Genomic DNA, 22,756 nt, shown 5'->3' on the forward strand with positions numbered 1-22,756 from the left:
GTTGTGACAAAACGTGCATTAATCAGTGTTTCCAATAAAGATGGTATTTTAGAATTTGCAAAGGAATTAGTAGCATTAGGTTATGAAATTTTATCAACTGGCGGTACTAAAAAAATGCTACAGGACAATGCAGTAGCTGTAACAGCAGTAGATGAAGTAACGAAGTTTCCAGAAATTTTAGATGGCCGTGTTAAAACATTAAATCCAATGATTCACGGTGGTTTATTAGGGAAATTTGATGATGACTCTCATCAGGCACAAATGAATGAGCATGGAATTGAGCCAATAGAAATTGTTTGTGTCAATCTTTATCCTTTCGTTGAAACAATTTCAAAGCCTAATGTAACATGGGATGATGCAATTGAAAACATTGATATCGGTGGCCCTACAATGTTACGATCCGCTGCAAAAAACCATCAATATGTAACAGTCATCGTAGACAGCAATGACTATGCAACAGTATTAGAGGAACTAAAAGCTGGTGGTGCCACAACAATTGAGACACGTCGTAAATTGGCTGCAAAGGTTTTCCGTCACACAGCCGCCTATGATTCGTATATCTCGAACTATTTGACAGAAGAAGAGTTCCCAGAGAGCTTAACAATGACGTATGAATTAAAGCAGAACTTACGCTATGGTGAAAATCCGCACCAAAAAGCGGCATTTTACCAAAAACGTCTTGGCTCTGATTTCTCATTAGCTTATGCAACACAATTACATGGTAAAGAGTTATCCTATAACAATATTCAAGATGGGAATGCAGCTTTGCAAATCGTGAAAGAGTTTGAAATGCCAGCTGCAGTTGCTGTAAAGCATATGAATCCTTGTGGAGTTGGAACAGGTGTCACACTAGAGGAAGCATTTGATAAAGCGTATGAAGCAGATCCAACATCTATTTTTGGTGGAATTATCGCTCTGAATATGGAAGTGGATGCAGCAACTGCTGAGAAGCTAAGTCATATTTTCCTAGAAATTATTATTGCTCCTGCTTTCTCACAAGAGGCACTCGATATTTTAACGAAAAAGAAAAATATTCGCTTATTAATAATTCCGTTCGAGCAAGCGAAGCAAGATCAATTTAATGTAGTATCTGTAGAGGGCGGTCTTCTTGTACAGGAACCGGATCGCTATGGTTTTGCCAATGCAGATATAAAGGTAGTAACAGATCGTGAACCAACAAAACAAGAATGGGAAGCATTGCAACTTGGTTGGTCTGTTGTTAAGCATGTTAAATCAAACGCGATCGTTGTAACGGATTCTCAAATGACACTTGGTGTAGGCGCTGGTCAAATGAACCGCGTTGGTGCTGCGAAAATTGCCTTTGAGCAAGCTGGTGAAAAAGCAAAAGGTGCTGCATTGGCATCAGATGCATTCTTCCCAATGAGTGATACTGTTGAGGCTGCAGCTGCAGCTGGTATTACAGCTATTATTCAGCCAGGTGGATCTATTAAAGATCAAGATTCAATCGATAAAGCGAATGAATACGGCATTACTATGGTATTTACAGGCGTACGCCATTTTAAACATTAATTAATAATGACATTAAACAGACCGAGATGTGGGTTCATCTCGGTCTTACTTACAAAGAGGAGGATTCTCTAAAATGAATGTATTAGTAATCGGAAGTGGCGGTCGTGAGCATGCAATCGCTAGACAATTTAGCATTTCTCCATCCGTTAACCAAGTATTTGTAGCACCTGGAAATGACGGAATGCGAGGCGAGGTAGAGGTTGTTAGTATTGACACAATGGATTTTGCAGGACTTGCCCAATTTGCCAAGGAAAATGATATTGCTTTAACCTTTGTCGGCCCAGAACAACCGCTTGCTGAAGGCATTGTCGATTTCTTTACAGCTCGTGGATTATGTATTTTTGGTCCGACAAAGACGGCAGCTCAAATAGAAAGTAGTAAGTCGTATGCAAAAGAAGTGATGAATAAATACAATATACCAACAGCAGCCCATAAAACATTGACTGAAGCAGAACAAGCTATTGCTTATATTAAAGAACAAGGCGCACCCATTGTTATTAAAGCGGATGGCTTAGCAGCTGGTAAGGGTGTTGTTGTGGCGATGACAGAGAAAGAAGCTATTGAAGCTGTACAAGATATGATTGGCAATCAACGCTTTGGTGAATCATCTTCTCGCGTAGTCATCGAAGAATTTTTAGACGGGGAAGAATTCTCCTTTATGTCTTTTGTGCATAAAGGACAAATTTATCCTATGGTGATTGCACAGGACCATAAACGAGCGTATGACGGTGATAAAGGACCTAATACAGGTGGGATGGGTGCTTACTCTCCAGTACCACAAATATCACAAGAAGTTATAGATATTGCTTACCAAACGATTGTTGAGCCAACTGTTAAAGGGATGGAGGCGGATGGCGCTTCCTTTACAGGTATTTTATATGCAGGCTTAATTTTAACGAAGAAAGGCCCTCAGGTTATTGAGTTTAATGCTCGTTTTGGTGATCCAGAAACACAAGTAGTTTTACCTCGAATGGTTTCCGACTTTGGGGCATTTATGATGGCATTAATGAACGAGCAGCCATTTGATTTGCAATGGTCGGAAGATGCTATGCTAGGTGTTGTTATTGCAGCTGAAGGATATCCAGGCGATGTTGAAAAAGGCAAAGCATTACCAAATTTAGAGGAACTATCTAAGTCATATGCTGTATTCCATGCAGGTACAAAATTAGTAGATGGTCAATTTGTTGGGAATGGTGGTCGTGTCCTGTTAGTTGGGGCTAAAGCGCCTACTTTACAAGAAGCACAGCAAAAAGTATATGCTGGCATTGCTAAAGAAACCTGGGATCACTTTTTCTTCCGCCAAGATATTGGCTGGCGTACATTCAAATAATCATTATTTTCACTAAAATTTAAAATATTTTTACTCCTCTGATGAAACCTCTTAAAGTTTCAAACGTAAGAGGTAAGAGCCGTCTCCAAATTAGATTGGGACGGCTCCTTTGACTAAGAAGGGTTTTGAGCATTATTCGATGTAGAATTGCTCCTTGTTGAGGAATTTTGGGTTGAAGCGCTGGTATCAGATTCCTTTGAAGCAGTTGCTTGTGAACCTGAAGAATTGCCAGCTATTGCAGAAGAGAAATCCTTCATGAGCTTATCGATTTGCTCAGAGGACATAGAATTTTGCCCACTGAACATACTTTGCATAGAGGTATTCATGGCATTTTGCATATTAGTGCTCATGAGAGCCTTGGTTGGACAATATTTAAAGAGTCCTTCTGCCATTTTCATGGCTCCTAATGCAATCATCAATCGACCCTTTGTACAATTAGGATTTCTTGAAACTTTAGCGATACCAAATGCTGTCAAACTTGTACCCATGGCAAAACGACAAAATGCATTTTTTTCGCTTAAATTTGCTTGCTGCATCATAATACTTCCTCCTTTAGTCATTGTGGAAAAAATAGGCGAGGTGCACTTTGCTTTATGAAAGTGCTGTGTTACGATTGAAACAAGATGATTGCATAAAGCATAAATTTTATGAAAGTATGCGATATGCAATAGTAGTATGTGATTCCAAATTGGTTTTACACAATGAAAAATTACGTAATTTTAGGAAGGAGCGAATAGCATGGATCCAGTATGGAAAATAACAAAAATACGTCAGCAATTAGCAGTAATTGATGGAAAAAAGGCACCTGATATTGTGTTGAAAAATGCAAGGTATTTGCATAGTATGCTGAAACAGTGGATAGTAGGAAACATTTGGATTTTAGGGGACCGCATTGTCTATGCTGGTGACAGAATGCCTCCTTTAATAGAAGGAACAGAAGTGGTGGATTGTACAGGGAAAACTATTGTACCAGGCTATATTGAGCCACATGTACATCCTTTCCAGCTGTATCATCCACAATCCTTTGCAGATTTTTGTGGTCAGCTAGGGACGACGACTTTTATTTCCGATAATTTAAGTTTTGTTTTAAATTTAGAAAATAAGAAAGCGTTTTCAATTTTAGATCATTTGAAAAAGTTACCGTTTTCTTTTTATTGGTGGACTCGCTTTGATTCGCAAACCGAATTGGAGCAGGAGGAAGAGGTATTCTCTAACACATCTATATTAGAATGGTTAGAGCGAAGTGATGTTTTGCTTGGTGGAGAGTTGACAGGCTGGCCTAAGCTGTTACATGGGGACGATCAAATGCTGTATCGCATGCAAATGGCAAAGGGACTAGGTAAAAAAATCGAAGGTCATTTCCCTGGTGCCTCCGAGAGAACTTTAGCTCGTATGAAACTTCTTGGTGCAGATGGCGATCATGAAGCGATGACAGTGGAAGAAGTGGAACGTCGTATCATGCAAGGCTATGCTGTTACATTACGTCATTCATCCATTCGACCAGATTTACCGCATCTACTAAAAGGAATCGTAGAAAAAGAGCTTCCGATTTTTGATCATTTAATGATGACAACAGATGGTTCACCACCTTCGTTCCATGAAGATGGCGTGATGGATAAATGTATTCAAGTAGCCTTAGATGCAGGAGTTTCTCCAATTGATGCCTACCAAATGGCTTCGTATAATGTAGCACGCTATTATAATATGTCCAATTTACATGGTTTTATCGCGACAGGTCGCTTTGCCTCACTTAATATTTTACAAGATGAATATCATCCTGTACCAGAAAGTGTCCTATCAAAAGGTGTTTGGCTAAAACGTGATGGAGAACGTGTTCATAGACTGGCAGCCATCGATTATTCTGCTATCCCTGCGTTCAATTTAGATTTTTCCTTAGACTCACAAGATTTCCAGTTTTCAATGCCTTTTGGAATTGAGCTTGTGAATGATGTCATTACAAAACCTTATAATTCATTAATTACTAGAGAAGGGCAACTGGCTAATCACGATGAGTGCTATTTAATGTTAATAAACCGACAAGGTCACTGGCATGTAAATACAATGATTAAAGGATTTGCAACAGGTGTTCAAGGCTTTGCATCGTCCTACTCAAACACAGGCGATATTTTATTAATCGGAAAAAATAAAGAAGATATGATCAAAGCGTTTGAAGAAATGAAGGCCATGAATGGTGGCATTGTCCTTGTAGAAAAAGGGGAAGTCATTGCAGATATACCATTATCCATTGGTGGGCTTTTATATGATGGGGATGTATTGACGCTAACAGAGAAAGAAAAAGCTTTAAAGCAAGCTTTAGCAGATCGTGGGTATCAATTAGGGGATGCTATTTACACATTATTATTTTTACAGTCCACCCATTTACCATATATTCGTATCACACCAAAAGGGATTTTCGATGTAATGAAGAATAAGTTATTATTACCTGCTGTTATGCGCTAATGTATGAAAGTGTAAACAGTTACTTTCATATGTAAATGTTCAAAGGAGAGTAATGCTTGTGTTCAAATCAAGGAAGTTATTAATGGCTATGGCATTTAGCGCTTTAGTGATCGGAGGATGCTCGAAGGATATTCCAAAGGTCAAAGAAGAAGATGAGACTGTAGCACAGGAAGAAACCGTAGTTGATGACCATGTGCAGCAACCAGCATTCGTAGCCCCACTTACAGGAGAAGCAGTACAAGAAGAAATAACTCAGCGGCCTATTATCGTGACGATTAATAATCATCCAGCCGCACGCCCGCAATCAGGGTTAGCTGCAGCTGATATCATTTATGAGATGCTGGCAGAAGGTAATGTGACTCGCTTTTTAGCAGTGTATCAAAGCGAGCTGCCTGAAAATATAGGACCTGTTCGTAGTGCACGCTCCTATTTTATCGATATGGCAAAAGGTTTCGATGCCTTTTATGTAGCTCATGGCTATAGTCCAGAGGCGAAAACGATGCTAGATAATCGTGTAGTCGATAATATCAATGGAATGGCTTATGATGGTATTCTTTTTAAACGATCAAGCGAACGAATTGCACCACACAATTCATATATTACATCAGAAAAGATACTAAAGGGTGCTGAAATGGTAGGCGCTTCAATGAATTACAGTGAAAAAGTACTTCAGGCTTTTTATGAACCCGATGAACGTGGTAAAATAGGCATTGAAACAAGTCAAGTTGACATTTACTACGGAAATAATGAAGATTTCCACAATTCGTATGTGTATGATCATCAAAGTAATCACTATGAACGACAATCGGCTGGCGTGGACACAAAAGATATGTTAACCGGCGAAGCATTATCATTGGCAAATGTTCTATTTTTTGAAATGGATCACCAAATAGTGGATGATATTGGTCGCCAAACAATTGATTTAACTTCTGGTGGAAATGCGTATGTATTTCAAAATGGCTATTTGAGGGAAGTCAAATGGGCTAATGTGAATGGAATACCAACGGCTGTGGAGCAATCAGGGGAGCCTGTAAAGCTAGTACCAGGAAAGTCTTGGGTCCATTTTGTACCATCTTCACCAGGGTTACAAGCAATGGTGAAAACGCAGCCTTAAAGGGAGGAAAATTGCATGCAAATCGAAAAAATTCGAGGGCATCAAACAGATCAATTATTTAAAGCAGTGTTAGAGCTGAAAGACATCGAAGAATGCTATAAGTTTTTTGATGATTTATGTACGATTAGTGAAATTCAATCGTTGGCACAACGCTTTGAGGTTGCACATTTATTGCGTTTAAAGAAAACCTATGAATCCATTAAAAAGGAAACGGGTGCAAGTACTGCAACGATTTCACGTGTTCGTCGTTGCTTTGATTATGGAAACGATACATATGATGAAATGCTAGGTCGTTTGTATCCTGATGAGAAACCGTTTCAAGCACCAAAATAATAGTTGAAAATGAGACTGGGTAGAAGTTCTACTCAGTCTTTTTCATTTTTTTGTCGTTCATCATAAGCTATACTTGTAAACGAATAGATAGAAAACGATAGGTGGTAAAATAAATGGATTATTTAGAATGGAGACATGTGTTCAAGTTAGATCCTGCAAAGGACATTTCAGATGAAGACTTAGAAAAAATTTGTGAATCTGGAACTGATGTTATTTTAGTCGGTGGCACAGATAATGTGACATTGGATGGGGTATTAGATTTACTTGTTCGTGTTAGAAGGTTCGAAGTCCCGATAGCTTTAGAAATTTCCACGATTGATGCGATTACACCGGGCTATGACTATTACTTCATTCCGACGGTATTAAATAGCGATGATCCAAAATGGATTAAAAATTTGCATCATGCAGCTATTAAAGAATTTGGAGATATCATGGTGTGGGATGAATTAGTTGCAGAAGGTTATTGTATTTTAAATCCTGATTGTAAAGTGGCACAAGTAACAGGTGCTACAACCAATTTATCAATTGACGATATCGTAGCCTATGCACGTATGGCAGAAAATTTCTTTAAACTTCCCGTATTTTATTTAGAGTACAGTGGAATTTACGGAAATCCAGAGATAGTAAGTGCTGTGAAAAATGAATTGAAGCATACTAAGCTCTTTTATGGTGGGGGAATTACATCAGCCAAGCAGGCAGAGGAAATGGCCCGGTTCGCAGATACGGTTGTAGTTGGAAATATTATTTATGATGATTTAAAAGTGGCACTTGCGACTGTTAAGGCTGTTAAAAATACGTTATAATTTTAGAACAAATGTTTGTAAGGCGGTGCGAAATGGAACAGTTAACAAAAAATTTACTAGCAGGGATGAATCCTGAACAAGAAAGAGCAGTCAAAACCACTGAGGGACCACTACTGATCATGGCTGGTGCTGGATCAGGAAAAACACGAGTATTAACACATCGTATTGCTTACTTAATCATAGAAAAGGAAGTATATCCATCCAAAGTTTTAGCCATTACATTTACTAATAAAGCTGCTCGAGAAATGCGAGAGCGTATTGACGGTATTCTAGGCAATGGGACTGGCGATAGTATGTGGGTATCAACTTTCCACTCCATGTGTGTGAGAATTTTACGTCGCAATGTTGATCAACTAGGCATATCTCGTAATTTTTCGATTCTAGATTCTACGGATCAACTTTCGGTGATCAAAAATGTAATGAAGGATGAGAATATCGATCCGAAGCGGTTTGAGCCACGAGCAATTTTAAATGCTATTAGTGCAGCCAAAAATGAGTGCATTACAGCAGATGATTACGCGGGTCAAATGAATGATAAAAACCCTTATGAACAAACCGTTGCACGTGTTTATAAAGGTTATGAAAAAAGATTACGTCGCAACCAATCCCTTGATTTTGATGATTTAATTATGACAACTATTACGTTGTTCAAGCGTGTACCAGAAGTGCTGGAATACTATCAAAATAAATTTCAATATATTCATGTAGATGAATATCAGGATACTAACAAATCCCAATACTTACTTGTGCAATTATTAGCTAAGAAATTTAAAAATATTTGTGTTGTAGGGGATTCTGATCAATCAATATATCGCTGGCGTGGTGCAGATATTGGTAATATCCTTTCCTTTGAAAAGGATTATCCGAATGCTAAAGTGATTATGCTTGAACAAAATTATCGTTCGACTAAACGCATCCTACAAGCAGCAAATGACGTCATTCAAAATAATACAACACGTTATCCAAAAGAACTGCGCACAGAAAATGCAGAGGGTGAAAAAATTGCGTTATACAAAGCTTATAATGAGCAGGAAGAAGCACAATTTGTTGTACAAACCATCCAACAGTTGATGGAAAAGGAAAATCGTACATTTGATGATTTTGCCATATTATATCGTACGAATGCTCAGTCTCGTGTGATGGAGGAAGTGCTAGTTAAATCTAATATGGTTTATCAAATTGTTGGCGGGACAAAGTTCTATGATCGAAAAGAAATTAAAGACTTACTTGCTTATTTGCGCCTAATTGCTAATAATGACGATGATTTATCACTTGCACGTATTATTAATGAACCAAAGCGTAGTATTGGTGCCACATCTTTTGAGAAAATGGCCCGCTATGCTATCGAGCAGGATCGCTCCATTTTTGATGCTATGAATGATCTCATTTTCATGGGTCTGTCTGGGAAAGCAGCGAACTCAGCAGAACAATTTTATGCAATGATTAAAGGCTTTACAGAAATGCAAGAATATTTATCGGTCACAGAACTAGTTGAGCAAGTCATTGATAAATCTGGCTACCGCACAATGCTACAAAATGAAAAGACAATAGAAGCTGAAAGTCGTTTAGAAAATATTGAAGAATTTTTATCTGTCACAAAAGCATTTGAGGAGCGCAGTGATGATAAAAGTCTCATAGCGTTTTTAACGGATTTAGCATTAATAGCTGATATCGATGCTCTTGATAAAGAGGATGCATCCAAGGGAAATATTATTTTAATGACGATGCATGCTGCTAAGGGCTTGGAGTTTCCTATTGTTTTTATTATCGGTATGGAAGAAAACATTTTCCCTCATTCACGCTCCCTTGATGATCAAGATGAAATGGAAGAGGAACGCCGCCTTATGTATGTTGGTGTGACGCGTGCAGAGGAACGTCTATATTTAACATGTGCACAAAGCCGTACAATTTTTGGCCGTTCAAGCTTTAATAATTCTTCCCGATTTTTAGGTGAGATTTCTGAAGATATTACCGAGTCTATTTCCAAAGCTGGTGCTAAAACGAATGTACCGTTTGCTACTAGCAATCGTTCAACAGGTGGTTATCAAAAACGTACACTTGGGTCCGTTCAACAAACTCAGCCTGCCACAGCTCGCTTACAATCAACAGGCGGAGATCAGTATGGCTGGAAGGCTGGAGATAAAGCCGTCCATAAAAAGTGGGGCACAGGTATGGTTGTAAGTGTAAAAGGCGAAGGTGATAGTACTGAGCTTGATATTGCTTTTCCACAACCAATTGGTATTAAGCGATTACTGGCACAATTTGCACCGATTGAAAAAGCGTAAGCGGAGGAACGTAAATGAACGAAATAGAACAACGAATAGCGGAGTTAAATAAATTATTACATGAATATGGTTATGCCTATTATGTACTAGATAAACCGGTCGTTGCTGACAGTGTTTATGATCAATTATTGCATGAATTGATTGCCTTAGAAGAGGCCAATCCATCACTTATTTTTCCCGATTCACCTACTCAGCGTGTTGGAGGAACAGTTGTAGAAGGCTTTAAAAAGGTGACACATGATTACCCGATGCTAAGTCTATCAAACGCTTTTAACGAAGCAGATTTACAAGAATTTGATCGTAAGGTTCGACAGGCTATTGGGGATCATTTCTCTTATGTATGTGAGCTGAAAATAGATGGTCTTGCCATTTCGTTAAAATATGAAAATGGCGTGTTTGTCCAAGGCGCAACAAGAGGAGATGGTGTTGTAGGGGAAGAAATTACAGCCAATTTAAAGACCATTCATGCGATACCACTCCGTTTAAAAGAACCGATTACAATAGAAGTACGCGGTGAAGCGTACATGCCAAAAAAATCATTTGAAAAATTAAATGCCCAACGTGCTGACAATGGTGAAGAATTATTTGCTAATCCACGTAATGCTGCTGCAGGCTCTTTGAGGCAGTTAGACCCTAAAATTGCAGCAAGTCGCCAACTATCGACTTTCATCTATGCCATTGGTGGTGATGGTGAGGTTTATGGTATCGACGGACATGCAGAAATGCTTGATTATTTAGAGGATCTAGGCTTCCCTTCCAATAAAGAGCGGCAGCGCTGCTCTACAATCGAAGAAGTAATGGCCTTTATTGAGCATTGGACAGAAAACCGTCCACATTTAGCCTATGAAATTGATGGGATCGTTATAAAAGTCGACCGCTATGCTCAACAGGATGAGCTGGGCTATACGGCAAAAAGTCCACGCTGGGCCATTGCTTATAAATTCCCAGCAGAGGAAGTTGTCACGACATTACTAGATATTGATTTAACAGTGGGACGTACAGGGGTTGTCACACCAACAGCTATTTTAACGCCAGTTCAAGTAGCGGGGACAACAGTGCAACGAGCTTCATTACACAATGAAGACCTGATTCGAGAGAAAGATATACGCCTCGGGGATACAGTCATTATTCGAAAAGCTGGTGATATTATTCCACAAGTGGTCGGTGTGCTAATCGAGCAGCGTCCTGAAAACTCTGTGCCGTTTGAGATGCCCCAAAATTGTCCGGTATGTGATAGCGAATTGATTCGTATTGAGGGTGAAGTTGCTTTACGCTGTGTAAATCCTGCATGCTTTGCTCAAATTGCAGAAAGCATTAAATATTTTGTATCTCGTAATGCTATGAATATTGATGGCCTTGGAGATAAAGTAGTTGAGCAGTTATTACGTGCAGACTTCATACATGATGTTTCTGATTTATATCATTTAACAATAGAGCAATTGGTTGAACTAGAACGGATGGGCGAAAAATCTGCCACCAATTTAGTCAATGCGATTCAAGCCTCGAAGGAAAACTCGATGGAGCGTTTATTGATTGGTCTAGGAATTCGTCATGTTGGTGAAAAGGCTGCAAAAATCGTATCAGAGCAATTTGGTTCGATGGAAGCTGTCATGGCAGCAACAGAGGAACAACTTGTGGCTATTTATGAGATTGGTGATAAAATGGCATCTTCATTGGTTGAATATTTCTCAAACGATGACGCACGTGCAGTCATTGAACGTCTTGCTGAGGTAGGCGTGAATATGACCTTTAAAGGAAAAAAAGTAGAAGTAGTGGTAGGCGATAATCCTTTTGCAGGAAAAACAATTGTTTTAACTGGTAAACTTGAGCAATTGACACGTAACGAAGCAAAGGCGAAAATAGAAGAGTTAGGTGGGACTGTCACAGGCAGTGTCAGCAAAAAAACGGACCTTGTTATCGCAGGCGAGGATGCAGGCTCTAAGCTAGCAAAGGCTGAGCAATTAGGTATTGAAGTTTGGAATGAAGAAAACTTAATTGAACAACTTAACCTCATCTAATAAATACACTGATGACATACCCCAAGAAAGGTATGAATTATGCTAATGATTATTATCAGTGATTCGTCGAACCAAATTGAATATGAGTAAAGGAGCACTAAATAAAATGAAGTCTTTTCGACTCATTCCAGCACTTGTAGCAGCTGCAATGTTAGTCGGCTGTGTACCTTCTAATGAAGGGGGAACAGAGCTTACGCAGGAAACACAACAAGATGAAAAAACTGAAACAACTATTATCCCCAGCATACAAATTGATGAATCTTATTATAAGACACTTATTCCTTATAAAGAGAGTGCCAGTAGAGGTCTAGTTGTATCTAATATTTATACGAAATATGATATGAAGGAAGTAGAAGCAGGTTTAATGCGTCTCTCTCACCATGAGTTTGACACTGAAAACTATTACTTCCAAGAGGGTCAATATTTAGCTGAAAGTACAGTGAGCTCTTGGCTGGCTCGAAGCTCTCAGACAGAAGATGGATTAAATCCACCGACAACTGATACAATGACCCCCGAAGAGCGAGCAAAAAAGGCGCCTATTTACTTATCTCATATTGTTGAGCAAAATTACTTAACAAAAACTAAAGATAATAAAGTGAAATTAGGTGGAATTTCAATAGGACTTGCGCTTAACTCTATTTATTATTATCAAAAAGAACAGTATGGCGAATATTACGAGGAACCAATATCAGAGTCTGAGCTTGTTGAACAAGGCAAAAAAATGGCTGCTGAGATTGTTTCACGTTTACGTACACGTGATGAGCTAAAGGATATCCCAATTGTTGTTGGCTTGTTTAAGCAACAAGCCCGCAATCAGATTATTCCTGGCGCCTATTTCAGCTATGGTGTAGCAAAAGCTGGGCAGAACAACATTGCTGATTGGGAAGGGATAGATGAAAATTATGTATTATTCCCAACAGATGATTCGCAGGATGTTTATCGAGACGTGAGTAAAAACTTCAAAATCTTTAAGCAAGATGTTGATAAATATTTCTCAAATTATACAAGTGTTATTGGTACAGGTTTCTATCGCAATAAAGAAATTCAAAAACTGACGATCGAAATTCCTATTCAATTTTTCGGTAAAGCAGAAATCATTGGATTTACACAATATTTGACAGGTATTTTAATCAATCGATTTAATAATATTCATGTTGAGGTGAGTATCACTTCTGTCAATGGTCCAGAGGCATTAATCAATAAAAAGGCCAATGATACGGATCCTTATGTACATGTCTATGAATAAAATAGTCAGCCTTTGTGCTGACTATTTTTTTATGTAGATAGAGATACTTAAAGGAAAACAACTGGTATAGATTAACAACACTTCGTTATAGTAGTGAAAGTTTCTATATTTTTGGTGAAAGTTGTGATTTTTAATAGGAAAAATGTTATGATTATTGGCATGGTTAAAACTTTATCCAACCCAATTGTTATCAATAAAAACAATAAATGGAGCAAGTATTCGGAGGTGTAAAAAATGGCTAAATTAACAAAAGAAGAAGTAAAGCACGTGGCAAATTTAGCACGTCTTGCAATTACTGAAGAGGAAGCTGAGAAGTTTGCTGAACAGCTTGGTAAAATTACTGACTTTGCAGAGCAATTAAACGAACTAGATACAGCAAATGTTGAACCTACAACGCATGTTTTACCATTAGTCAATGTAATGCGTGAAGATGTTGCAGTGAAAGGTCTAGACCGTGAAGTAATGATGTTAAACGTAAAAGAACAAGAAGATGGTCAAGTAAAAGTACCAGCTATCATGTAATACTAAAACATAGGAGGATTCCTCATGACGTTATTTGAACGTTCAGCTAAGGAGTTACAAGCGGAAATTAAAGCAGGTAACTTATCAATCGCTGACTTAACGAAAGAAGCATACGAGCGCATTGCAAAGCTTGATGGCGATGTACAAGCATTCCTTGCTTCAAACGAAGAAAAAGCAACTGCACAAGCAGCTGAAATGGATAAAGTACCATTTGAAGAGCGTGGACCGCTATTTGGTCTTCCGATTGGTGTGAAAGACAATATCGTAACAGAAGGCTTAGAAACAACTTGTGCCTCAAAAATTTTGGAAGGCTTTATGCCAATTTATGATGCAACTGTTGTCAACAAGCTACGTGAAGCTGGTATGATTACAGTCGGTAAACTAAACATGGACGAGTTTGCAATGGGTTCATCTAATGAAAACTCATACTATAAAACAACAAAAAATCCATGGAATCTAAATCACGTGCCAGGAGGATCTTCAGGTGCATCTGCAGCTTCTGTAGCAGCAGGAGAAGTTCCATTCTCTCTTGGTTCCGATACAGGTGGTTCAATCCGTCAACCAGCAGCTTACTGTGGAGTTGTAGGGATGAAACCTACATATGGTCGTGTGTCTCGTTTTGGTCTAGTGGCATTCGCCTCTTCTTTAGATCAAATTGGACCCATTACACGCAATGTTGAAGATAATGCGTTATTACTTGAGGCTATTGCAGGCTTAGATCCAAATGATTCTACTTCTGCTGACGTAGAGGTGCCAAACTATGCTGCAGCCCTTACTGGTGATATTAAAGGCTTACGTATCGCAGTACCAAAGGAATTCCTTGGTGAAGGTGTTGGCGAAGCAGCACGTCAATCAGTGCTTGAGGCATTAGAGGTATTAAAAGGCTTAGGTGCGACTGTAGAAGAAGTATCACTTCCTCATTCGAAATATGCGCTTGCAGCGTACTACATTCTTTCTTCATCTGAAGCGTCTTCTAACTTATCTCGTTTCGATGGTATCCGTTATGGTTTCCGTGCAGACAACGTGACAAATTTAATGGACCTTTATAAAGAAACACGTGCACAAGGTTTTGGGGATGAAGTAAAACGTCGTATCATGCTTGGAACTTATTCATTAAGCGCAGGTACGTATGATGCGTATTACAAAAAAGCACAACAAGCACGTACACTGATTAAAGCAGACTATGACAAAGTATTTGAAGACTTCGATGTCATCATTGGACCTACATCACCAACACCAGCTTTCAAAATTGGTGAAAATGTGGATGATCCGATGACAATGTATGCAAATGATATTTTAACAATTCCGATGAACCTAGCGGGTGTACCTGCTATTTCCATTCCATGTGGTTTGGACAACGGACTACCATTAGGTTTACAAATTATTGGTAAATACTTCGATGAAGCAACTATTTACCGTGTAGCTCATGCTTTTGAACAAGCAACGGAGTTCCATAAACAAGTTCCTCAAATGTGGGAGGGAAAATAACATGAACTTTGAAACAGTCATTGGTTTAGAAGTACACGTTGAGTTAAAAACAAACTCAAAAATCTTCTCACCAGCACCTGCTCACTTTGGTGCTGAACCAAATACAAATACAACAGTAATCGATTTAGGTTATCCTGGTGTCCTACCAGTTCTTAATAAAAATGTGGTAGATTTCGCTATGCGTGCAGCTCTTGCATTAAATATGGAAATTGAACAAGAAACAAAATTTGACCGTAAAAACTACTTCTACCCTGATAATCCGAAAGCTTATCAAATTTCACAATTTGATAAACCAATCGGTAAAAACGGCTGGATTGATATTGAAGTAGATGGCTATACAAAGCGTATCGGTATTACTCGTCTTCATATGGAAGAAGATGCAGGTAAACTTTCACATGCTGGGGATCACTCACTAGTAGACTTTAACCGTCAAGGTACTCCGCTTGTTGAAATCGTATCTGAGCCGGATATTCGTACGCCAAATGAAGCGTATGCTTACTTAGAAAAATTAAAATCAATTATCCAATATACAGATGTGTCTGACTGTAAAATGGAAGAAGGTTCACTTCGTTGTGATGCCAACATCTCTATTCGTCCTTATGGTCAAGAAGAGTTTGGTACAAAAACAGAGCTTAAAAACCTGAACTCCTTCAACTATGTTCGTCGTGGGTTAGAGCATGAGGAATTACGTCAAGCAGATGTATTATTATCAGGTGGCGTTATCGACCAAGAAACTCGTCGTTTCGATGAAAAAACGGGTAAAACTATTTTAATGCGTGTGAAGGAAGGAACAGATGATTACCGTTACTTCCCAGAGCCAGACTTAGTTCGTCTTTCTATTGATGATGCATGGCTAGAGCGAGTAAAATCAGAAATTCCAGAGCTTCCAGATGCTCGTAAAAAACGTTATGTTGAAGAGCTAGGACTAACACCATATGATGCAGGGGTTCTTGTTATTTCTAAGGAAATTTCTGACTTCTTCGAGTCCATGATCGTCAACGGTGCAGATGCAAAACTTTCTGCTAACTGGTTGATGGGGGATGTTTCTGCTTATTTAAACGCAGAACAAAAAGACTTAAAGGATACGGCATTAACACCTGAAAACCTTGCTGAAATGGTGAAATTAATCACGGATGGTACTATTTCTTCTAAGATCGGTAAAAAAGTGTTTGCTGAATTAGTTGAAAATGGCGGTTCTGCACAAGAAATTGTAAAAGCAAAAGGCTTAGTTCAAATTTCTGATGAAGGTGCTTTACTAGCCATTGTTACAGAAGTTTTAGATAACAATGCACAGTCTATCGAGGATTTCAAAAATGGTAAGGATCGTGCTATTGGCTTCTTAGTTGGTCAAATTATGAAAGCTACTAAAGGTCAAGCGAACCCACCTATGGTCAATAAATTATTGCAACAAGAAATTGCCAAACGATAATTAATCGTTGTAAACATAGTAGCCGAGAGAGCTTAATCGCTTTCTCGGCTATTATTTTTCATAAATGTAACAAAATTGAAATTTGTAACACTTAATAGTTGTTTAAAAGGAGTTTTCATAGCAAAATATAGAATAGATAATTATAAGGGGGACGAGAACCAATGAAAACAGAACAACAATATTTTAATGAAGCTATTTCGATTCAACAATATATGGACAATATGACGACTCTTAAAGAAGAGAGCTTCCGCATTTATGACGACTTTGCAGTGCCAACAAACGATGGCTTTATTGAATTATTAAAAGACAAGCAACCAAAAATTTTAACGATTACGGAAGATTGGTGCGGAGATGCTATGTTAAACAATCCAATCGTTCGTCGTGTTGCTGAAGCAGCTGGATTGGACATGCGTACAGTGTTCCGTGATGCGGATACAGATCTAATTGATCGTTATTTAACAAATGGAGGTCGTGCTATTCCAATTTACTTGCTATTAGATAGCAGTACTGGTGAGGTGATTGGAAAATGGGGTCCACGTGCACCTGAATTACAAGAGCTTGTTGTAACGAAGCGTGCAAGCTTACCAGATAAAGAAGATCCAACATTTGAAGAAGCTCAAAAGGCCCTTTATGCGGAGATTCGTGAGGAAAATATAACGAACCAAGCATATTGGACGTATGTCTATGAAGACTTTAAAAAACAGGTGACAAACGCGTTACAAAAGTAAAGCAACATTTTAGCGAGTAAATCGTTGAATGAAATAGAATCTTATGAAGCAGGAAGGTATGTTATGAAACGAGCAAGAATCATTTATAATCCTACATCTGGACGCGAAGCGTTTAAGAAGCATCTACCAGAGGTGTTGGAAAAATTAGAAGTAGCAGGCTATGAAACATCCTGTCACGCAACAACCGGTGAAGGCGATGCAACACTTGCAGCAAAAGATGCAGTAGACCGTGGCTTTGATATAATCATCGCAGTTGGTGGAGATGGCACTTTAAATGAAGTTGTTTCAGGTGTAAGTCCATTTGAAAACCGTCCGAAAGTTGGTCTAATTCCAATGGGCACTACAAATGATTTTGCCCGTGCCGTGCATATCCCGCGAAATATTGATGAAGCGGTAGACATTATTATACAAGGTGATACATTGCCAGTGGATGTCGGTCTATTAAATGGCGAACGCTATTTCATCAATATTGCTGCTGGCGGACGGATTACGGAGCTAACATATGAAGTACCAAGTAAAATGAAAACAATGCTTGGGCAGTTAGCCTACTATTTAAAGGCAGTAGAAATGATTCCATCCATCAAAGCCTCTCATATGCGTATAGAATATGATGGGGAAGTGTTTGACGGGGATGCCATGATGTTCTTATGTGGTTTAACCAACTCTGTAGGAGGCTTTGAAAAACTTGCACCAGATGCAAGTATCAATGATGGATTCTTTACATTATTAGTGTTAAAGAAGGTTAGCCTACCTGAGTTTATTCAACTAGCGGCTATGGCATTAAGAGGCGAACATTTAAATGATGACCGTGTCATTTACAAAAAAGCGAGTGTTGTCAAAGTCACTACTGAAAACGAAGTACATCTTAATCTAGATGGTGAATATGGCGGAGACGCTCCAGCTACCTTTGAAAATTTAAAGCGTCATATCGAAATTTTTGTCCCTCTTGCAGATATTCGCGAAGAGGACCGTATATAATACATGAAAAACTCATCTTCGTTTTAACGAGGATGAGCTTTTTAGTATAAAGGATTCAGCGTACTCTTGAAAAACTCCACCTAAGCTTTCGTATCAAACGACCAAAAAGATAATAGAGTAAAGCAAATAGCCCGCAGCGAAAAATTGAATATGTAGTAAGTCTAACCTTTAGAATTAGGAATTGTGAATGAATTAAGAAAAATGTTTGGCAAATGTGCGTATATTACTTGAACAAAATTTGAAACCTTATTAATAGGCTGAAATATCGGTCCATTATAAAGGTTTTTTTCGTTGTAATAGTGGAAAATGGGGTATGGATAAGGGAAAGGAAGTGTTGCTTTTGTATAAGTCACAGGAGAAGAAGCTTATTTGGCTAAGCTTTGGTGTTGCAATCATTATGCTACTTTCCATTCTTGGAAGAATATTTGGGAGCTAGGGGGCAATGAGATGATAAACGAATCAGCAGTCTATTGGAGTCGTGCATTAACTGAGTTAACTTTATCGTTCCACATCATTTATGCAACGATAGGGGTCGGTGTCCCGTTAATGATCATGATTGCTCAATGGACTGGGTATAAAAAGAATGATGAGCATTATATTTTAATGGCCAGACGTTGGGCACGTGGCTTCGTCATTACGGTCGCGGTGGGTGTTGTGACGGGAACGGCAATTGGTTTACAACTATCATTATTATGGCCTAACTTTATGCAACTAGCTGGTCAAACCATTGCATTACCACTTTTTTTGGAAACGTTTGCATTTTTCTTTGAAGCTATATTTTTGGGCATTTATTTATATACTTGGGACCGCTTCGATAGTCAGAAAAAGCATATGCTATTGTTAATTCCAGTTGCAGTAGGTGCATCGATGTCGGCTGTATTTATTACAATCGTAAATGCCTTTATGAATGCCCCGAGAGGCTTCGATATTGTTGACGGGAACCTTGTTAATATTCAACCCTTCTTAGCGATGTTTAACCCTGCTATGCCAACAAAGGTGGCGCATGTACTCGTAACAGCGTATATGACATCTGCATTTGTTTTAGCCGCTATAGCAGGATACCGAATGCTTAAAGGATCGAAACATGTATACCATAAAAAAGCATTACTGTTACTGATGAAAATTGGTTTAATTTTCTCCATTGCAGCAGCTGTGATTGGAGATTTCTCAGGAAAATACTTAGCGGAATATCAACCAGAAAAATTAGCTGCAGCGGAATGGCATTTTGAAACGGAAGGAAAGGCTTCTCTTGTTTTATTTGGCGTGCTAGATGGAGAAGAAGTGAAATATGCCATCAAAATTCCGTATGCTTTAAGCATTCTTGCACATTTTAATCCTAATGCAGAGGTAATTGGATTAGATCAATTCGAGGAAGAGGATCTACCACCACTCTATATTCATTATCTCTTTGATATTATGGTGTCCATAGGTATGTTTATGGTGCTAGTTTCATTACTGTATGTTGTAGGGAAAGCACGGGGCTGGCAGTTTATTCATTCACGCTGGTATCGATGGATCATTGTGGCGGGGGGGCCGCTTTCTATCATTGCTATTGAAGCGGGCTGGTGGCTTGCTGAGGTTGGACGTCAACCTTGGATTCTTTATGGCTTGATGCGAACTCCAGAAGGGGCCACAACGAGTGACCATGTGGATTTAATGCTATTGTTGTTTGCAGGTGTATATGCAGTATTAGCGGTAGGAAGTGTTGTCGTCTTGGTGCGAATGTTTAAAAAGAATCCTATTGAGCGTGAGATTGAAGATCGTCACTCTGAAAAAGGCGGTGACATCCTATGACATTAGAGATTCTAGGTATTTCAGTATTGTGGATTTTTCTATTTGGCTATGTCATTGTCGCATCGATTGATTTCGGTGCCGGTTTCTTTAACGCCTATAGCCTACTGATTGGGAAGAATCATATTTTAACGAATATTATTAAACGATATTTATCGCCTGTTTGGGAAGTAACCAATGTCTTTTTGGTATTCTTCTTTGTAGGGATCGTAGGATTTTTCCCGCAAACTGCTTTTTACTACGGAACCATTTTACTTATACCCGTCAGCATTTCCCTTGTACTATTAGCCATTCGAGGTTCCTATTATGCCTTTGAATCGTATGGTACAAGAGGACATATTGGGTACACGCTGACCTATGGTGTAGCAGGTTTATTAATTCCTGCATCGTTGTCTGTTGTTTTTGCCATTGCTGGTGGAGGGTATGTGGATCTCATTAACGGGCAGCCTGTTTTAAACTATTGGACTTTATATACAAGTCCATTTGCTTGGAGCATTGTCGTATTGAGTATTGCCGCTGTACTTTACATTTCTGCAGTATTCTTAACTTGGTATGCTCATAAAGCGAATGACAAGGAAGCAACGAAGCTAATGAGAAAATATGCACTTTTATGGGCAGCTCCTTTGATGATCAGCGCATTAGGCATCATGTATGAGATGAAGTCCATTAACCCTGAAAGTTATAGTCACATGGTGAATTTATGGTGGATGTTTGCAATATCAGCCATATTATTTATGATTACAGTGTTCCTCATTGCCATGCGTAAAAAATATGGGCTTGCAGTTGCACTTCTGATTGCTCAATTTGCGGTAGCATTTTTCGCTTATGGTATTGCGCAATATCCATATTTACTGTATCCATATTTAACGATTTATGATGGCTTCACAAGTACACAAATGGCAATTGCTTTAATCATTGCCTTTATTTTAGGACTGTGTCTCCTACTTCCATCACTTTATTTATTGATGAAATTATTCTTGTTCAATAAAAACTATGTGACCGGAAAAGAAGACAATCACGCATAGGAGGAAATTAGTATATGCAAAGTTTTTTAATTTTTTATGCGCCTTTTATTGTCGTCATTCTTGGAATCTTGTGTGCATTTTGGTGGGCACCAAGGGATTATCATATAACAAAAGAGCAAGGAAAGAGTCGCGAATAGCGGCTCTTTTTTCAAGTTAGCTAGAAGAACCGTATAACGGGCAGGTCTTGTTCTTTTTTCATTCGCCAACACATGCTACAATAAGGAGATTGAAATGGAGGATGTACGAATGTCAGCACCCGTGAAAAAGAATGAACGACTTTCAGTTTATATAGAAGACTTAACACATGATGGCAATGGTGTCGCTAAGGTGGATGGCTATCCATTATTTATACAAGGCGCACTTCCGAACGAAACAGCCGAAATCCATGTGATGAAAACTTTAAAAAATTATGGCTTTGCAAAAGTTGTAGATATTATTAAGCCATCACCCGATCGAGTAGAAGCTCCATGCGATTACTTTAAGCAATGCGGGGGCTGTCAATTACAGCATTTATCCTATGAGGGCCAGCTCAAATGGAAAGAAAATATGGTGCGCAATGTGATGCAACGCATTGGTAAAATTGATGCGCCTGTTCTGCCTGTAAAAGGAATGAAAGAGCCTTGGCATTATCGTAATAAAGCGCAAATTCCTTTCTCTGAAAATGAAGCAGGACAAGCTATTGCTGGTTTCTATAAAACAAAGACGCATAGCATTGTGGATATGGAGCGTTGCTTGATTCAAACAGGAGAAGCAGATGCAATTTTAGCAGGCTTGAAAAAGGAATTAGTAGCGATAGGCATGCGCCCATACAATGAACTTTCCCACGAAGGCATGTTGCGCCATGTTGTCATTCGTAAAGCACGGGCAACAGGTGAGGTCATGGTTGTCCTTGTGACGAAAAAGAAAAAATTTCCACAAAAAGAAGCAGCCATTGCAGTAATTCAAAAGCTTGTTCCGAACGTCACTTCAATTATGCAAAATGTGAATCATGAGAAAACGAATGTGATTTTTGGTGATGACACACTGAACCTTTGGGGCAAGGACGTCATTATTGACACAATTGGCGACGTACGCTTTGAAATTTCCGCTCGCTCCTTCTATCAGGTCAACCCAGAGCAAACGGAGGTCCTCTATAAACAAGCACTTGATTATGCAAACTTGCAAGGGGATGAACGAGTGATTGATGCGTATTGTGGGATTGGAACGATCTCCTTGTTCCTTGCACAAAAGGCAAAGGCAGTCATGGGCGTTGAAATTGTCCCACAAGCGATAGAAGATGCCAAACGTAACGCGGTCCTAAATGGTTTTACAAATACTTATTTTGAGGCCGGCCCAGCTGAGGAAGTTATACCAAGATGGTATAAGGAAGGAAAGGAAGCAGACGTACTGGTAGTTGATCCACCACGTAAAGGCTGTGATGAAGCACTTTTAAAAACCATTTTAGAGCAACGACCAAAGCGAGTGGTCTATGTCTCCTGCAACCCAGCTACACTAGCACGCGACCTTCGAATTTTGGAGGATGGCGGCTACCAAACACAAGAAATTCAACCAGTAGATATGTTCCCGCACTCCACACATTGTGAAGCGGTTGCGTGGCTTGTGAGAAAGTAGCATATTACGAACGGCATTTACTAACTTGATAAAGCACGAGCATATTCATAGCTCGTGCTTTTGTG

18 protein-coding genes are annotated in these 22,756 nt (G+C 39.0%); 17 read left to right on the forward strand and 1 reads right to left on the reverse strand.

Going from position 1 to position 22,756, the window contains the following annotated elements:
- The first annotated feature begins 3 nt into the window (after positions 1-3).
- Both purH and purD read left to right on the forward strand, forming a co-directional pair.
- Positions 4-1,530, forward strand: a complete 1,527-nt coding sequence (gene purH, locus PI85_RS17670) for a bifunctional phosphoribosylaminoimidazolecarboxamide formyltransferase/IMP cyclohydrolase (RefSeq protein ID WP_036120701.1) — start codon at positions 4-6, stop codon at positions 1,528-1,530.
- A 73-nt stretch (positions 1,531-1,603) separates the two neighbouring features.
- Positions 1,604-2,860 (forward strand): phosphoribosylamine--glycine ligase, encoded by a 1,257-nt coding sequence (gene purD / locus PI85_RS17675; RefSeq protein WP_036120698.1) that lies wholly within the window; start codon positions 1,604-1,606, stop codon positions 2,858-2,860.
- Between the two features lie 113 nt (positions 2,861-2,973).
- Here the strand turns inward: purD and PI85_RS17680 are convergent, their stop codons facing one another.
- On the reverse strand, positions 2,974-3,399 hold the full coding sequence (locus PI85_RS17680) for a YgaP-like transmembrane domain (RefSeq protein WP_052059900.1): 426 nt from the start codon (positions 3,397-3,399) through the stop codon (positions 2,974-2,976).
- Between the two features lie 199 nt (positions 3,400-3,598).
- On the opposite strand from PI85_RS17680, the gene PI85_RS17685 reads away from it, so the two are divergent.
- The 15 genes from PI85_RS17685 to rlmD all read left to right on the forward strand — a co-directional run bounded on the left by PI85_RS17685 (position 3,599) and on the right by rlmD (position 22,691).
- The gene (locus PI85_RS17685; RefSeq protein WP_036120695.1) at positions 3,599-5,320 is read left to right on the forward strand and encodes an adenine deaminase C-terminal domain-containing protein; all 1,722 of its coding nucleotides are present in this window, start codon (positions 3,599-3,601) and stop codon (positions 5,318-5,320) included.
- A 58-nt stretch (positions 5,321-5,378) separates the two neighbouring features.
- Positions 5,379-6,434, forward strand: coding sequence for a DUF3048 domain-containing protein (locus PI85_RS17690; RefSeq protein ID WP_036120692.1), 1,056 nt, complete (start codon positions 5,379-5,381; stop codon positions 6,432-6,434).
- A gap of 15 nt (positions 6,435-6,449) precedes the next feature.
- A complete protein-coding gene (locus tag PI85_RS17695; RefSeq protein ID WP_008173656.1) occupies positions 6,450-6,767 on the forward strand; it encodes a YerC/YecD family TrpR-related protein in 318 nt (105 codons plus the stop codon).
- A 113-nt stretch (positions 6,768-6,880) separates the two neighbouring features.
- Positions 6,881-7,570, forward strand: coding sequence for a heptaprenylglyceryl phosphate synthase (locus PI85_RS17700; protein ID WP_036120689.1), 690 nt, complete (start codon positions 6,881-6,883; stop codon positions 7,568-7,570).
- Positions 7,571-7,602: 32 nt separating this feature from the next.
- Positions 7,603-9,855, forward strand: a complete 2,253-nt coding sequence (pcrA, locus tag PI85_RS17705; protein ID WP_036120687.1) for a DNA helicase PcrA — start codon at positions 7,603-7,605, stop codon at positions 9,853-9,855.
- A 14-nt stretch (positions 9,856-9,869) separates the two neighbouring features.
- Positions 9,870-11,873 (forward strand): NAD-dependent DNA ligase LigA, encoded by a 2,004-nt coding sequence (ligA, locus tag PI85_RS17710; protein ID WP_036120684.1) that lies wholly within the window; start codon positions 9,870-9,872, stop codon positions 11,871-11,873.
- Positions 11,874-11,979: 106 nt separating this feature from the next.
- The gene (locus PI85_RS17715) at positions 11,980-13,119 is read left to right on the forward strand and encodes a CamS family sex pheromone protein (RefSeq protein ID WP_036120681.1); all 1,140 of its coding nucleotides are present in this window, start codon (positions 11,980-11,982) and stop codon (positions 13,117-13,119) included.
- 234 nt (positions 13,120-13,353) lie between these two features.
- Positions 13,354-13,641: an Asp-tRNA(Asn)/Glu-tRNA(Gln) amidotransferase subunit GatC gene (gene gatC / locus PI85_RS17720; protein WP_008173651.1), complete on the forward strand. Its 288-nt coding sequence runs from the start codon at positions 13,354-13,356 to the stop codon at positions 13,639-13,641.
- Positions 13,642-13,665: 24 nt separating this feature from the next.
- Complete coding sequence (gene gatA / locus PI85_RS17725) at positions 13,666-15,129, forward strand: Asp-tRNA(Asn)/Glu-tRNA(Gln) amidotransferase subunit GatA (RefSeq protein ID WP_036120678.1); 1,464 nt, start codon at positions 13,666-13,668, stop codon at positions 15,127-15,129.
- 1 nt (position 15,130) lies between these two features.
- The gene (gatB, locus tag PI85_RS17730) at positions 15,131-16,558 is read left to right on the forward strand and encodes an Asp-tRNA(Asn)/Glu-tRNA(Gln) amidotransferase subunit GatB (RefSeq protein WP_036120675.1); all 1,428 of its coding nucleotides are present in this window, start codon (positions 15,131-15,133) and stop codon (positions 16,556-16,558) included.
- Positions 16,559-16,719: 161 nt separating this feature from the next.
- Positions 16,720-17,286 (forward strand): thioredoxin family protein, encoded by a 567-nt coding sequence (locus PI85_RS17735; protein ID WP_036120671.1) that lies wholly within the window; start codon positions 16,720-16,722, stop codon positions 17,284-17,286.
- Positions 17,287-17,349: 63 nt separating this feature from the next.
- Positions 17,350-18,264, forward strand: a complete 915-nt coding sequence (locus tag PI85_RS17740; protein WP_036120668.1) for a diacylglycerol kinase — start codon at positions 17,350-17,352, stop codon at positions 18,262-18,264.
- A gap of 447 nt (positions 18,265-18,711) precedes the next feature.
- The gene (locus tag PI85_RS17745; protein ID WP_036120665.1) at positions 18,712-20,058 is read left to right on the forward strand and encodes a cytochrome ubiquinol oxidase subunit I; all 1,347 of its coding nucleotides are present in this window, start codon (positions 18,712-18,714) and stop codon (positions 20,056-20,058) included.
- A complete protein-coding gene (locus tag PI85_RS17750; protein WP_036120662.1) occupies positions 20,055-21,080 on the forward strand; it encodes a cytochrome d ubiquinol oxidase subunit II in 1,026 nt (341 codons plus the stop codon). The genes PI85_RS17745 and PI85_RS17750 overlap by 4 nt, the downstream gene beginning before the upstream one ends.
- A gap of 246 nt (positions 21,081-21,326) precedes the next feature.
- Complete coding sequence (rlmD, locus tag PI85_RS17755) at positions 21,327-22,691, forward strand: 23S rRNA (uracil(1939)-C(5))-methyltransferase RlmD (RefSeq protein WP_036127377.1); 1,365 nt, start codon at positions 21,327-21,329, stop codon at positions 22,689-22,691.
- Positions 22,692-22,756 lie beyond the last annotated feature (65 nt).

Source organism: Lysinibacillus sp. A1, from assembly GCF_000801965.1.
In the GTDB taxonomy this organism is placed as follows: domain Bacteria; phylum Bacillota; class Bacilli; order Bacillales_A; family Planococcaceae; genus Lysinibacillus; species Lysinibacillus fusiformis.

What these genes read in the sequence shown, in the direction of transcription:
- purD (WP_036120698.1), top strand. Translation starts at nt 1,604, where the DNA reads ATGAATGTATTAGTAATCGGAAGTGGCGGTCGTGAGCATGCAATCGCT.
- PI85_RS17680 (WP_052059900.1), bottom strand. Translation starts at nt 3,399, where the DNA reads ATGATGCAGCAAGCAAATTTAAGCGAAAAAAATGCATTTTGTCGTTTT.
- PI85_RS17685 (WP_036120695.1), top strand. Translation starts at nt 3,599, where the DNA reads ATGGATCCAGTATGGAAAATAACAAAAATACGTCAGCAATTAGCAGTA.
- PI85_RS17695 (WP_008173656.1), top strand. Translation starts at nt 6,450, where the DNA reads ATGCAAATCGAAAAAATTCGAGGGCATCAAACAGATCAATTATTTAAA.
- PI85_RS17700 (WP_036120689.1), top strand. Translation starts at nt 6,881, where the DNA reads ATGGATTATTTAGAATGGAGACATGTGTTCAAGTTAGATCCTGCAAAG.
- pcrA (WP_036120687.1), top strand. Translation starts at nt 7,603, where the DNA reads ATGGAACAGTTAACAAAAAATTTACTAGCAGGGATGAATCCTGAACAA.
- ligA (WP_036120684.1), top strand. Translation starts at nt 9,870, where the DNA reads ATGAACGAAATAGAACAACGAATAGCGGAGTTAAATAAATTATTACAT.
- PI85_RS17715 (WP_036120681.1), top strand. Translation starts at nt 11,980, where the DNA reads ATGAAGTCTTTTCGACTCATTCCAGCACTTGTAGCAGCTGCAATGTTA.
- gatC (WP_008173651.1), top strand. Translation starts at nt 13,354, where the DNA reads ATGGCTAAATTAACAAAAGAAGAAGTAAAGCACGTGGCAAATTTAGCA.
- gatA (WP_036120678.1), top strand. Translation starts at nt 13,666, where the DNA reads ATGACGTTATTTGAACGTTCAGCTAAGGAGTTACAAGCGGAAATTAAA.
- gatB (WP_036120675.1), top strand. Translation starts at nt 15,131, where the DNA reads ATGAACTTTGAAACAGTCATTGGTTTAGAAGTACACGTTGAGTTAAAA.
- PI85_RS17735 (WP_036120671.1), top strand. Translation starts at nt 16,720, where the DNA reads ATGAAAACAGAACAACAATATTTTAATGAAGCTATTTCGATTCAACAA.
- PI85_RS17740 (WP_036120668.1), top strand. Translation starts at nt 17,350, where the DNA reads ATGAAACGAGCAAGAATCATTTATAATCCTACATCTGGACGCGAAGCG.
- PI85_RS17745 (WP_036120665.1), top strand. Translation starts at nt 18,712, where the DNA reads ATGATAAACGAATCAGCAGTCTATTGGAGTCGTGCATTAACTGAGTTA.
- PI85_RS17750 (WP_036120662.1), top strand. Translation starts at nt 20,055, where the DNA reads ATGACATTAGAGATTCTAGGTATTTCAGTATTGTGGATTTTTCTATTT.
- rlmD (WP_036127377.1), top strand. Translation starts at nt 21,327, where the DNA reads ATGTCAGCACCCGTGAAAAAGAATGAACGACTTTCAGTTTATATAGAA.